Origin of the sequence: Pseudonocardia yunnanensis (assembly GCF_039534065.1) — a bacterium.
GTDB classification, from domain to species: Bacteria; Actinomycetota; Actinomycetes; order Mycobacteriales; family Pseudonocardiaceae; genus Pseudonocardia; species Pseudonocardia yunnanensis.
This window is the reverse complement of the sequence record NZ_BAAAUS010000043.1, coordinates 360189-373130: the sequence shown is the minus strand read 5'-3', so window position 1 is coordinate 373130 and position 12942 is coordinate 360189. Positions and strand designations below refer to the sequence as shown.

12 protein-coding genes are annotated in these 12942 nt (G+C 69.1%); 2 read left to right on the top strand and 10 right to left on the bottom strand.

The genetic code is table 11. The annotated features are described in order from the left end of the window. Window position 1 precedes the first annotated feature (1 nt). The 3 genes from ehuD to ehuB are packed head-to-tail and all read right to left on the bottom strand — an operon-like array spanning window position 2 to window position 2272. The gene (gene ehuD / locus ABD743_RS35240) at window positions 2–661 is read right to left on the bottom strand and encodes an ectoine/hydroxyectoine ABC transporter permease subunit EhuD (protein ID WP_344727561.1); all 660 of its coding nucleotides are present in this window, start codon (window positions 659–661) and stop codon (window positions 2–4) included. Then, complete coding sequence (gene ehuC / locus ABD743_RS35235) at window positions 661–1365, bottom strand: ectoine/hydroxyectoine ABC transporter permease subunit EhuC (RefSeq protein ID WP_344727559.1); 705 nt, start codon at window positions 1363–1365, stop codon at window positions 661–663. The genes ehuD and ehuC overlap by 1 nt, the downstream gene beginning before the upstream one ends. A gap of 7 nt (window positions 1366–1372) precedes the next feature. Continuing rightward, complete coding sequence (gene ehuB, locus ABD743_RS35230; RefSeq protein WP_344727557.1) at window positions 1373–2272, bottom strand: ectoine/hydroxyectoine ABC transporter substrate-binding protein EhuB; 900 nt, start codon at window positions 2270–2272, stop codon at window positions 1373–1375. A 201-nt stretch (window positions 2273–2473) separates the two neighbouring features. On the opposite strand from ehuB, the gene ABD743_RS35225 reads away from it, so the two are divergent. After that, window positions 2474–3343 carry a hypothetical protein gene (locus ABD743_RS35225; protein WP_344727556.1) on the top strand — a complete coding sequence of 290 codons (870 nt, stop codon included), beginning with the start codon at window positions 2474–2476 and terminating at the stop codon, window positions 3341–3343. Window positions 3344–3348: 5 nt separating this feature from the next. On the opposite strand, the gene ABD743_RS35220 is transcribed toward ABD743_RS35225, so the two are convergent. From ABD743_RS35220 to ABD743_RS35195, 6 genes are all read right to left on the bottom strand, one after another. Then, window positions 3349–4389, bottom strand: a complete 1041-nt coding sequence (locus tag ABD743_RS35220) for an ABC transporter ATP-binding protein (RefSeq protein WP_344727554.1) — start codon at window positions 4387–4389, stop codon at window positions 3349–3351. Window positions 4390–4415: 26 nt separating this feature from the next. After that, complete coding sequence (locus tag ABD743_RS35215; RefSeq protein ID WP_344727553.1) at window positions 4416–5498, bottom strand: ABC transporter ATP-binding protein; 1083 nt, start codon at window positions 5496–5498, stop codon at window positions 4416–4418. Window positions 5499–5529: 31 nt separating this feature from the next. Next, entirely contained in the window at window positions 5530–6543 is a 1014-nt protein-coding gene (locus ABD743_RS35210; protein WP_344727551.1) for an ABC transporter permease, read from the bottom strand. Between the two features lie 99 nt (window positions 6544–6642). Beyond that, window positions 6643–8385, bottom strand: coding sequence for an ABC transporter substrate-binding protein (locus ABD743_RS35205; protein ID WP_344727549.1), 1743 nt, complete (start codon window positions 8383–8385; stop codon window positions 6643–6645). A 56-nt stretch (window positions 8386–8441) separates the two neighbouring features. Continuing rightward, window positions 8442–9437 carry an ABC transporter permease gene (locus ABD743_RS35200; protein WP_344727547.1) on the bottom strand — a complete coding sequence of 332 codons (996 nt, stop codon included), beginning with the start codon at window positions 9435–9437 and terminating at the stop codon, window positions 8442–8444. 170 nt (window positions 9438–9607) lie between these two features. Beyond that, on the bottom strand, window positions 9608–11605 hold the full coding sequence (locus ABD743_RS35195; RefSeq protein WP_344727546.1) for a protein meaA: 1998 nt from the start codon (window positions 11603–11605) through the stop codon (window positions 9608–9610). A gap of 163 nt (window positions 11606–11768) precedes the next feature. Between ABD743_RS35195 and ABD743_RS35190 the strand changes: the two genes are divergently transcribed. After that, window positions 11769–12095, top strand: coding sequence for a hypothetical protein (locus tag ABD743_RS35190; protein ID WP_344727544.1), 327 nt, complete (start codon window positions 11769–11771; stop codon window positions 12093–12095). Between the two features lie 5 nt (window positions 12096–12100). Here ABD743_RS35190 and ABD743_RS35185 read toward each other — a convergent pair whose 3' ends face one another. After that, window positions 12101–12922, bottom strand: a complete 822-nt coding sequence (locus tag ABD743_RS35185; protein ID WP_344727542.1) for a DUF1206 domain-containing protein — start codon at window positions 12920–12922, stop codon at window positions 12101–12103. Between the last annotated feature and the right edge of the window lie 20 nt (window positions 12923–12942).

Genomic DNA, 12942 nt, shown 5'->3' with positions numbered 1-12942 from the left:
CTCAGATGGTTCCGACACGGCGTTCCAATCTCCGTACCAGCAGGGAGGCAGGGTAGCTCAGCAGCAGGAAGAGCAGCCCCGCGATCGTGTACGGCTCCACGTAGCGGAAGTAGGTGTCGCCCGCTTCCTGCGCCCGGCCGACGACGTCGAGCAGTCCGATCGCGGTGAGCAGCGGCACCTCCTTGAACATCGAGATGACGTAGTTGCCCAGAGCCGGCACGACCCGCGGGATCGCCTGCGGCAGCACCACGCCGGTCCAGACCCGCGACCGGGGCAGGCTGAGGGCTGTGGCCGCCTCCCACTGCCCACGCGGTACCGCCTCGATGCCTGCGCGGTAGACCTCCGACGTGTAGCAGGCGTAGTGCACCCCGAGCGCGATCACGCCGACCGTCAGCGCGCTGAGCACGATGCCGAACTGCGGCAGCACGAAGAACAGGAAGAAGATCTGCACGAGCAGCGGTGTGCTGCGCACGAACTCGACGAACCCGCGCACGGCCACCGCGAGCGGCTTTGGGCCGCGTTGCAGCACCGCGAGCAGCAATCCCAGGATCATCGCGACGATCGAGCCGAGCACCGTCGCCAGCAGCGTGAGGCCCAGCCCTTCGAGCAGCGCGGGCAGGATCGAGAACGCGTAGTTCCAGTCCCAGACCTGCTGCGGCATCAGACCGCCCCCCTGACGGCGGCCCGTCTGGCCCGCTGCGAGGGGCCCCGCCCGAGCCGGGCCGCGGCCTTGCGTTCCAGCAAACGCATCACCGCGGTGATGATCAGTGACAGCACGAGGTAGACGAGAAGCAAGAGCAGAAAGATCTCCAGCACCTGCGGGTTGAATCGCGGCACGAGGATCTGCGTGGCCTGCCGGGTGATCTCGCTGATGAACACGAACGACAGCAGCGACGTGCTCTTGAGCAACTGAATGAAAAGGTTGTTGAACGGCGGGATCATCTCCACCACGGCCTGCGGCAGGATCACCCGGAACATTCGTTGTGCGGGAGAGAGACTGAGCGCGAGCGCACCCTCGTACTGAGCCCGGGGCACCGACTGGATCGCCCCGCGCACGATCTCGGCGCCGTACGCGCCGTGATTGAGACCGAGCACGAGCACGCCGCCCCAGATGGGCACGATCTCGAAACCGACGAGCACGGGGAGTGCGAAGAAGATCCAGAACAGCTGCACGACCTCGGAGGTGCCGCGCAGCCCTTCCACGTAGATCCGGCTGATCACCCGCACCGATCGCCTCGGCGACAGGAGAGCGAGTCCGGCAGCGAAGGAGAGCACGATCGTCAGGGCGATCCCGCCGACGGTGGCGATCACCGTCTCCGGCAGGCCCTGGGCGATGACGGACAGAAAGGTTCCTACGTTGTCCACGGGCGGCTCAGGCCGCGCAGAGCTGCTGGGTGGTCAGCCCGGCAGGCGGGAGGTTGGCCTCGGAGAACCCGAACGGCGAGGCGATCTGCACCCAGCGCCCGCTCGCATGCAGGTTCTGCAGCTCGGTGTTGAACGCCTCCCGCAGGTCGTTGTCGGCCTGCCGGAACACGAACCCCCCCGCGGAGACGACCTCCTGGCCGTTCTCGGTGGGCTGGAAGCCCGGGGTGACCTCAACAGCCGCCTGCGGATTCTTGCCCGCGAGCCACTTCAGCGAGATGTCGGTGAGCGCCGCGGCGTAGACCCGGCCCGCGGTGACGGCCTGCAGCAGCGCGTTCTGGTCGTCGAAGGGGCTGATGTTGGCGGCCGGGACGCCCGCGGCCTCGGCGTACCCCTGCTCCACTGCAGCGCCGAGCACGGCGAGCTTCAGGTTCTTCTGCGCGATGTTCTGGAACGTCGTGACCTGCTCCGGGTTGCCCCGCGGTACGAGGAAGGCGGTGAGCGCCGTGTAGTCCGGGTTCGAGAAGGCGGCCTGCTGACAGCGCTCGGGGGTGATGTTCATGCCGGCGCAGACCATGTCGTACCGGCGGGCGTTGAGCGCCGGGATCAGCGAACCGAAGTCCACCTGCTCGGCCTCCACGTTGCCGATGCCGATCGCTTGCAACACCGCGCGGGCCATCTCGGGAGATTCGCCCGTGACCTGGCCGTCCGTTCCTGTGAAACCGTAGGGCTCCTCACCGGCGATGCCGATGCGGATCGAACCGCTGTTGCGCGCGTTCTCCAGCACGCTGCCGCCACCGGCGTTCGTACTGGTGCAGGCGGATAGTGCCGCTGTTCCGCCGAGTGCCACCGCACCTGCTGCGGCGGTGCGACGGAAGAAATCGCGCCTGCTCCAGGGTCGCTGCGTCATGGTGGTTCCTTTCCGGATCGAGCGGGCCGGTCGCCTTCATTGGCGCCCGGTCATCAACCGAACGTAGGTGACCACCCCCGAACGCACTGGGCACAGTGGCGCACTCATTCGACTCGTTACGCGAAAGCAATACGAACTCTTGGCGGCAGGGAACATCGATCCGAGCGAGCCGGACGTGCTCCTGTGCGCGAGGATCGCCGCATGTTGCGCATCGCCGGGCTCCCCGTCTGGGTCGGCCCATCCGACGTCATCACCGGAGCCAGGGCGGTGATGGGGTGGACCGAGGAAGCCGTCGAGGTCGTCGCGTCACTGCCCGAGCGGGCGTCCGCCCTGCTCGACGATGCCGAGGCCCTCGTCGCCCGGATCGCCGCGGTGGCCGACCGGGTGGAGGGGATCGTCGACCGGGCGGACGTGCTGGTCGGCTCGGTCGACGAGGTACTCGTGAACGTGCGCACGGCCGTCGCCAGGGTGGACACGGTGCTCACCGACGCCGATCACCTCGTCCGTCGGGTCGACCCGCTGCTCGTCGAGGTGCGCACCGCGGCGGATGGCGCCGCCGAACTCGTCACGCGGGCCGCAGGTGTCGCCGACGACGCCGCCGGGCTCGTCGCCCGGGCGAGCACGGTGGCCGACGGCGCCGCGGAGCTCGTGGCGGGGGCGGGCGCCGTGGCCGACAGCGCGGGCGTGGTGATCGAGAAGGCCACCGCGGTCGCCGACCGCGCCGGCACGGTCGTCGAGCAGGCGTCCGGCGCTGCGGACGGGGCAACCGAGCTGCTCGCCGTCTACCAGCCGATCGCGCAGCAGGTGGCGCCGCTCGCCCGGCGCTTCGTCGACGAGTTCTCCGAGGAGGAGGTGCACGCCGCGATCCGGCTGATCGACCAGCTCCCGCAGCTCACGGAGCACATGGAGAACGACATCATGCCGATCCTCACCACGCTCGACCGCGTCGGCCCGGACGTCCACGAGCTGCTCGAACAGCTCAAGGAGATGCGCCAGGCGATCCAGGGCATCCCCGGCCTCGCGTTCTTCCGGCGGCGCGGCGAACGCGAGGACGAGGAGAACGGCCGCTGACGCGCCTACGCGGGCACGTTCTCCGGGAAGTGGCAGGCCACCTGCTGACCGGGCGCCAGCTCCACGAGCGGCGGCTCGGTGGTGCCGCAGATCTCCTGCGCCTTCCAGCAGCGGGTGTGGAACCGGCACGCCGGTGGCGGGTTCAACGGACTGGGCACGTCGCCCTTGAGCAGGATCCGCTCCCGCTTGTCCCGCCGCTGCGTCTCGGGCACCGGCACCGCTGAGAGCAGCGCGACGGTGTACGGATGCATCGGGCGGGTGTAGACGGCGGCGCTCTCCCCGATCTCCACGATCTTGCCGAGATACATCACGGCCACGCGGTCCGACACGTGCCGCACGACGGAGAGGTCGTGCGCGATGAAGACGTAGGTCAGGCCGAGCTCGTCCTGCAGATCCTCCAGCAGGTTCACCACCTGCGCCTGGATCGACACGTCCAGGGCCGACACGGGCTCGTCGGCGACGATGAGGCTCGGTCGCAGCGCCAACGTCCTGGCGATGCCGATGCGCTGGCGCTGGCCGCCGGAGAACTCGTGGGGGTAGCGGTTGTAGTGCTCGGGGCTCAGCCCGACCAGCGACAGCAGCTCCTGCACGGCCTTGCGGATTCCGCCGGGCGGCTCCACACCCTGGATCCGGAACGGCGCCCCGACGATCGTGCCCACGGTGTGCCGCGGGTTCAGCGACGAGTAGGGGTCCTGGAAGATCATCTGGATCTCCCGGCGCAGCGGGCGCATCGCCCCCTGCGGGAGGTGGCTGATGTCGCGCCCCTCGAAGACGATCGTGCCGCCGGTCGGCTCGATCAACCGGGTGAGCAGCCGGCCCGTCGTGGTCTTGCCGCAGCCCGACTCGCCGACCAGCGACAGCGTCTCGCCGCGGAACACCTCGAAGTCCAGGCCGTCCACGGCCTGCACCGCGCCGACCTGGCGCTGCAGCAGGCCCCGGCGCACCGGGAAGTGCTTCTGCAACCCGGACACGCGCAGGAGCGTCTCCCGTTCGGCCGGGGTCGCCTCCGTGGCGTGCGCCGGCCCCGCGGCCGGTTCGGTGATCATCGGTTCGGTACCCGTCCGGTCGGTCGTCACAGCTTCGGCCTGATCTCGTCGTCGAAGATCTGCCGCCTGCGCTCGTCGGGCAGGTGGCAGGCCACCCGGTGTCCGTTCGTGCCCACCTCGTGCAGCTCCGGGCGCACGGTCGTGGCCAGTCCGCCGGTGAGCTCGTCATAGGCGCACCGGGGGTGGAACGCGCAGCCGGCGGGCACGTTGATCAGGCTCGGCGGGCTACCGGGGATCGGCATCAGCCGCTCGGTGCGCTCCCGGTCCCACCGGGGCAGCGAACCGAGGAGCCCCCACGTGTAGGGGTGCTCCGGTGTCGTGAAGACGTCCGCCGCCGTGCCGGTCTCGATCGCGCGCCCGCCGTACATCACCAGGATGTCGTCGGCCAGTTCGGCGACCACGCCCAGGTCGTGCGTAATGATGATCACCGCGGAGTTGAACTCGGCCTGCAGGTCGCGGATGAGGTCGAGGATCTGGGCCTGCACCGTGACGTCGAGAGCGGTGGTCGGCTCGTCGGCGATGAGCAGCTCCGGGTTGCACGACAGCGCCATCGCGATCATCGCGCGCTGGCGCATCCCGCCGGAGAAGTGGTGCGGGTAGTCGTCGAAGCGCCGCGCCGCCTGCGGGATGCCGACCCGGTCCAGCAGCTCCACGGCTCGGGCCCGGGCGTCCCGCTTGCTCACGTCGTGGTGCAGCCGGTACGCCTCGACGATCTGCTGGCCGACGGAGTAGTAGGGATGCATCGCCGACAGTGGGTCCTGGAAGATCATCGCCATCGTGCGGCCGCGCAGCTTGCGCACCTGCTCCCGTCCGGCGGAGACGAGCTCCTGGCCGCCCAGCCAGATCTCGCCGGAGATCTTCGCGGCGCCGGCCTTGTGCAAGCCCATGATCGACAGGCTGGTCACGCTCTTGCCGGAGCCGGACTCGCCGACGATGCCCAGCCGCTTGCCCCGCTCGAGGCTGAACGACAGCCCGTCCACGGCCTTGACCACGCCGTCGTCGGTGGGGAAGTGCACCCGCAGGTCGCGCACGTCCAGGAATGCACGCGCCCCGTCGACGCTCTCCGGTGGCATCGGTGGCAGTCCGTCTGCCAGCACGTTCTCGGTCACTCCGCCTCCGCGGGTACAGCTGCGTCGAGGGTCACGAATACCGCACCCGTGGGTCGACGACGGCGTAGCACAGGTCCACCACCAGGTTGGCGAGAATGATGAAGATGCTCCCGATCATCACGACACCGAGCACCTTCGGCAGGTCGTTGTTGACCACGGCGTCCACCGAGTACTTGCCGATCCCGGGTAGTGAGTAGGTGCTCTCGGTGAGGATCGCGCCGCCCAGGAGCAGCCCGAGGTCGAGCCCGAAGATCGTCAGGATCGGGGTGAGGGCCGACCGCAGGCCGTGCTTGACCACGACCGTCCGCTCCGGGAGGCCCTTCGCGCGGGCGGTGCGGATGAAGTCCTCACCCATCGTGTCGAGCATCCCGGCCCTGGTCAGCCGCGCGTACCCGGCGGCGTAGAGGAACGCCAGCGTGATCCACGGCAGGAGCAGGTCGTAGCCCCACTCCAGCGGGTTCTCCTCGATCGGCACGTAGCTGCCACCGGGCGCGGTGATGCCGAGGGCGTAGCTGAAGACCGCCAGGGACAGCAGCCCCGTGAAGAAGATCGGCAGCGACACCCCGGCGAGCGCGACGCCCATCGCGGCCCTGTCGAAGATGCTGCCGGGCCGCAGCGCCGACACCACACCGGTCGCGACACCGGCGGCCACCCAGATGAGTGCGGCACCCGCGGCGAGCGACAGCGTCACGGGTAGCCGGTCGAGCAGGTCGGGCAGCACCGGGTTCTGGGTCAGGAAGGAGTACCCGAAGCACGGCGCCGGGCAGTGCACGGTGGTCGGACCGGTGCTGTAGTCGGCACCCGCCACCAGCCCCTTGAGGAACCGGCCGTACTGCACCCAGATCGAGTCGGTGAACCCGAGCTTCACCGCGATCTCGTGGATCGCCGCCGCGTCGGCGGTCTTGCCGACGTAGCGCGACGCGAGATCCTCGGGAGTGGCACCGGCGATCCGTGGCACCAGGAAGAAGATCGCGAACACGGCGGCCGTGACGATCAGCAGCAGGATCACCGCCGCGACCAGCCGCCGCACGATGTAGATGGCCATCACTTACGGCTGGGTGGCCGGTGGCCCACACCGGTCAGGTGCGGACCACCGGCACACCACGTGCCTTCACCTACCTCAGGTCGTTACGCCGGGGAGCACCTATTTGCGGGTGGTGCCCAGCGCCAGGTAGTCGTACATCTGGTAGCCGTCGGTGATGAACACGTTGGTCAGGTTCTTCGGCCGGTAGAGCAGACCCTTGGCCCAGATGCCCGGCACGATGTACGCGTCGTCCATGACCTTCTTGTCGATGTCGACCCACATGCTCTCGCGCGCAGCGGTGTCGGTGGTGGTCACCGCCTTGTCGAGCATCGCGTCGACCTCGGGGTCCTTGACACCGAAGTTGCTGTTGCCGCCGGTAGCGCGGATCACCCGGCTGTCGGTGATCTGCGCGAGGAAGCCGTAGCCGTCGGGCCAGTCGGCGGCCCAGCCGTAGACGATCAGGCCGAGGTTGTTGGCCTTCGCGAAGTCCGGCTTGCCCGCGTAGAGCTTGCCGTAGTCGGTCAGCGGGTAGGGCTTGATCTCCAGGTTGATGCCGACCTTCGCGAGCGACTGCTGCAGCGCCTCGGCCGTGGCCTTCTCCTTCGGCCGCTCCGCCCGGTAGGAGACGCCCGTGGTGAAGCCGTTCGGCTGGCCACACTGGGCGAGCTCGTCCTTGGCCTTCGCCACGTCACCCGCGTTGCCCGGGGTGGGGTAGGGGTCGAACTGCTGGGCACCGGCGATCACCGGAGGGAGCAGGTTGCTCGCGATGTCGCCACCGGTGGAGCCGCCGTACGCGCGCTGGTAGCCGGTCTTGTCGGTCGCGTACTCGACCGCCTTGCGGCAGTGGATGTTGTCGAGCGGCGCGACGTCGGGGTTCAGCGCGGTGTACCAGAGCCGGGCGTTCAGAGCCGAGTCGGTGTTCGCCTTGAGCGTCTGGTCGGCAAGGATCTTGCCCTGAGCCGACGGCCCGACACCCGTGCCCTCGATCGCGACGTCGAGGTCACCGGACTGCAGCCGGTTGTCGATGTCGTCGGCGTTGACGTTGAGCGAGACCTCGATGCGGTCCGGCAACGGCTTGCGGTTCGGATCGGTCGCCTGGTCCCAGTTCGGGTTGCGCACCAGCGAGAAGCTCTTGCCGAGCTCGTTGGTATCGAACATGTACGGGCCGGTGGAGACCACGTGCTCCTTGTACTTCGACCCGGTGTCCTTCGCGACGGGCACCGGCGCGGTGCTCGGCATCTGGGCGAAGTAGTCGAACCCGCTGAACGGCTGCTTCAGGTGGAAGACGATCGTCCGGTCGTCGGGGGTGTCGATCGCCTTCAGCCCGAGCTTGTTCGGGTCCGAGTCCGCATACGGGCTGGTGTAGCCCTGCAGGTCGAGGTAGTCGTTGAAGTAGGTCGGGCCGTTGGGGAAGGTCGTCTTGTCCAGCGTCCGCTCGACCGCGTACTTCACGTCCTTGCTGGTGACCGGCGTGCCGTCCTCGAACTTCACACCCTGCCGCAGCGTGTAGGTCCACGTCTTCGAGTCGTCGCTGGGCTTGCCGAGCGACTCCGCGAGGTCGGGCACGAGCGTGGCGCCCTCCTTGCCCGGCGCGGACTTGAACATCACCAGCGAGCGGACGTACAGGCGGGCGAAGTTCCAGGAGTACGAGTAGTACGTGTCGCCCGGGTCCAGCGAGTCCCAGTCACCGCCGTTCGCGTACCGGATCGTGCCGCCCGTGACGTCCGAGACGTTGTGGACGCCGCCGGCGTCGTTCCCAGCACCGCTCGACGAGCTCCCGCCCGAGCTACCGCCTCCGCAGGCCGCCAGGGCCAGGGCCGCGACCGCGATGACCGCGGCAGCCGCCACTCTCCTATTTCTCACGCTTTCCGCCTACTTCTCGTCGGGGAGGTCCCGGTGGTGCCGGGAAATGGGATGAATTACCGCGACCGCGGATCGAGCGCGTCGCGGAGGCCGTCGCCGAACAGGTTGAAGGCGAGCACCGTCACGAAGATGGCAAGCCCGGGGAAAATCATGAAGTTCGGAGCGATCTGGAACCAGTGCGTCGCGTCCGACAACATTCCGCCCCAGCTCGGCGTTGGCGGCCTGATACCGACCCCGAGAAAGGACAGGGCGGCCTCGAACAGGATGTTCGTGGGAATGAGCAGCGTCGCATAGACGAGAATCGGCGCCACCAGGTTGGGCATCATTTCGGTGAACAGGATCCGCGGGCTGCGAGCGCCCAGGCTGCGCGCGGCGTCGACGAACTCACGCTCGCGCAGCGACAGCGCCTGACCCCTGATGATGCGGCCGATGTAGGGCCAACTGGAGAAGCCGATGATCGCCACGATGAGCGCGATCCGCAGGGCGTCACCCTCCAGGCCGAAGGCGTGGTCCGGGATGATCCCGGCCAGGGCGAGCGCGAACAACAGGATCGGGAACGCCAGGAACACGTCCATGGTCCGGCTGATCAGCGTGTCGACCCAGCCGCCGAAGTAGCCCGCCACCACGCCGAGCACGGCGCCGATCAGCACCGCGAGCAGGGTGGCGAGGAATGCGATGAGCAGGGAGATCCGCGAGCCGTAGACGACCCGGCTGAAGATGTCCCGCCCGTTCACGGGCTCGACGCCGAAGAGGAAGTCGTGACTGATCCCGCCGAGGGGCCCGTTGGCCACCTGCAGGTCGGGATCGATCTTCTCGTAGTGGAAGTCGAGTGGCGGGTGCCCGAGTAATGCAACGATGAGCGGCGCGAAGATCGCGACGAGTATCAGCAGCACAATTACGGCCGCCCCACCCAGCGCGACCTTGTCGCGGCGTAGTCGCCGCCATGCGATCGCACCGAGCGACCGTCCCTGAATCGTTGTTCCCATGCCCACCGTGACGGCCTCGGGCTCAGCGTGGACCGCCGAGCCGGGTACGTCGCTGGGGGCCGTCATCGGCGCACCGGCATGCATCCACCTCACGTTGCTGCTCCGGGTGCTCCGATTCGGGGTCGGGCACCCGGGTTGATGCACACTATCGGGTGATCAGCAACAGATTAACGCCGCGCTCGGTAACGATTCCGTAAGTCAGTCGGGGCAAATCGGACAATTAACCGATCAAGGCGTCACTCGGGCAGCTGATGAACTTTCCGGATCAGTGTCACGATCTCGTCCATCATGTCGGTGAGCCGGTAGTCCTTGGGCGTGAACACCGCAGCGACGCCGCGCTCCCGCAGCACCGCTGCGTCCTCGGGCGGAATGATGCCGCCGACCACCACCGGCACGTCGTCGGCACCGGCCGCGCGCAGTCCCTCGACCACCGCCGGCACCACCTCCAGGTGCGAGCCGGACAGCACCGACAGCCCGACGACGTGCACGTCCTCCTGCACGGCAGCCGCCACGATCTGGGCAGGCGTGAGCCGGATGCCTTGGTAGACCACCTCGAAGCCGACGTCGCGCGCACGCACGGCCACCTGTTCGGCGCCGTTGGAATGGCCGTCGAGCCCGGGCTTGCCCACGAGCATCCGCAACCGGGAGCCGAGCGCCTCCCCCGCCGCCCGCACGCGCTCGCGCACGGCGGTGATCTCGGCGGACGCCTCACCGCCCGCCATCGCGCCCGACACCCCGGTGGGTGCCCGGAACTCACCGAAGACCTCACGCAGGACGCCGGCCCACTCCCCCGTGGTCACCCCCGCCTTGGCGCAGGCGATCGAGACGTCCATCAGGTTGGTGTCGGTCTTGGCCGCATCCCGCAGCACGGCCAGCGCGCTCTCGACGGCGCCTGCGTCGCGGCCCGCCCGCCAGGCCCGGATCGCCTCCACGGCGGCGGCCTCCGTGGCCGGGTCGACCGTCTCGATCGCGGCGGCACCGGCCGCCTGCAGTGGGCTGGGCTCGGTGGTGTCGAACCGGTTCACACCGACGACGACGTCCTCGCCCGACTCCATCCGACGCCGTCGTTCGGCCAGCGAGCTCACCAACCGGCCCTTCATGTAGCCGGACTCCACGGCGGCGACGGCCCCGCCCATCTCCTGCACCCGCTCGATCTCGGCACGGGCGCCGTCGACGAGCTCGGCGACCTTCGCCTCGACCACGTGGCTGCCGTCGAAGAGGTCCTCGTACTCCAGCAGGTCGGTCTCGTAGGCGAGCACCTGCTGCATGCGCAGCGCCCACTGCTGGTCCCACGGCCGGGGCAGCCCCAGCGCCTCGTTCCAGGCCGGGAGCTGGATCGCGCGCGCCCGGGCCCCGCGGGACAGGGTGACGGCGAGCATCTCCAGCACGATCCGCTGGACGTTGTTCTCCGGCTGGGCCTCGGTGAGCCCCAGCGAGTTGACCTGCACGCCGTAGCGCAGACGCCGCTGCTTGGGATCCTGGACGCCGTAGCGCTCCTGTGTGATCTCGTCCCAGAGCTGGGCGAGCGCCCGCATCTTGCACATCTCCTCGACGAACCGCAGACCCGCGTTGACGAAGAAGGAGATGCGTGCGACCACGTCGCCGAACTTCTCCTGCGGAACCTGACCGGAGTCGCGCACGGCGTCGAGCACCGCGATCGCCGTGGAGAGCGCGTAGGCGAGCTCCTGGGGCGGGGTGGCCCCGGCCTCCTGCAGATGGTAGCTGCAGATGTTGATCGGGTTCCACTTCGGGATGTTGGCGACCGACCAGGCGATCATGTCGGTGATCAGGCGCATGCTCGGCGCAGGCGGGAACACGTACGTTCCGCGCGAGAGGTACTCCTTGACGATGTCGTTCTGCGTGGTGCCGGCGAGCGTCGCCCTGTCCGCCCCGTGCTCCTCGGCCACCGCCACGTAGAGCGCGAGCAGCCACATGGCCGGCGCGTTGATCGTCATCGAGGTGTTGGCCTCGCCCATCGGGATGTCGCGGAACAACGCGCGCATGTCCCCGATGTGGCTCACCGGCACGCCCACCTTGCCGACCTCGCCCCTGGCCAGCTCGTCGTCGGGGTCGTAGCCGGTCTGCGTCGGCAGGTCGAACGCCACCGACAGGCCCGTCTGGCCCTTGGCCAGGTTGCGCCGGTAGAGCTCGTTGGACCGCTCGGCGGAGGAGTGGCCCGCGTAGGTCCTGATCACCCAGGGACGGTCGCGCTCACGGTCGGTCGGGTAAGGCACCGGACACCTCCGCGTCGTGGATCCGGCCTGCGGACCCACCAAGCCTACTGGCGCGTAGCTTTTCAAGCGGGCTGGACGGAGCGGCATCACACCCGATAGTCGGGTCGTATCGATCCAGCTCTGCGGGGCGCGCTCGCGGCGTCAGAGGCGCACAATGTCCGGCATGGTCGACGGTGCACCGGTCGTCGCCCTCATCGGCGCCCTGCTGATGATGGTCGTGCTCCTTCTCGCTCTCCGCTGGACGTTCGGCACGGGACGCAACCAGCCGGCCCCACACATCCCCGACCCCGACGACCCCACCGGCGACGGGCTGCTCGAGGAGATCACCCGCGTCCCTACGGAGTCCGCCGCCCAGGTGCTCCGGTCCCGCCTCGGCGGGGCCGGTATCCGCGCCACCATCGGACGGACGAGCGGGGGCTACCGGCTGCTGGTGTTCCACTCCGACGCGGTCGACGCGCGCGTCGTGCTGAGCCGGGGCGCGCTGGACTGACCGACCTAGACGCGGTGGTACCGCGCGTCGAAGAAGCAGAAGACGCCGTAGGCGGCGAGCCCGATCGCGATCACGGCCAACAGGTACGGCCCGAACGGCTGGGCGGCGAGCGTCTTGAGTGCGACGTCCAGCCCGGATGCCTCCTCGGGCCGGAACCGGACCGCCGCGATCACCACGAGCAGCCCGATGAGCACGATCGTGATCCCCTTGGCGACCGAGCCGACCTGCCCGGTGCGCTCCACGGTCGCCCGCTGGGCACGGTTCGCCGGCACGCTCATGTCCTCGAGGAACTTCTTCCGGCCTCCCTCGACGACCTTGACCACGCCGACCACGCCGATCCCGATCCCGACCGCGCCGACGATGAGCTGCCCGCCGGGCAGCCCGAGCACCCCCGCGGTGGCCCCCTGTCCGCCACCGCCGCCACCGCCGCTTCCCGCTGCCGTCATCGCAGCCAGCGCCGCCAGTACCGCGAAGACCAGCGCGTTGCCGGCGCTCGTCACTCGCTCGCGCAGCCTCTTCGTACGGTCGGACTCGTAGGCGAAGCCCCAGATCGCCTGCTCGAGCCGCCACAGCACCACGGCAACGAATCCGATGACCACCACCCACAGCAGCACCTGACCGAACGGCTGCTGCGCGAGGTCCTGGAAGGCGCCGGTCTGGTCGGCCCGCTCCCCGCGGTTGCCGAACGCCACCTGCAGGGCCAGCACCGCGATCAGGATGTGGGTGACGCCGTAGGCGCCGATGCCCAGCCGTGCGCCGATCTTCACAGCCCGGCTGTTCGCGGCCTGCCGGGCGGACCGGCTCGTCGACTCGGCGGCACTCGTCATGGTTGATCCTCTCCGTGGGA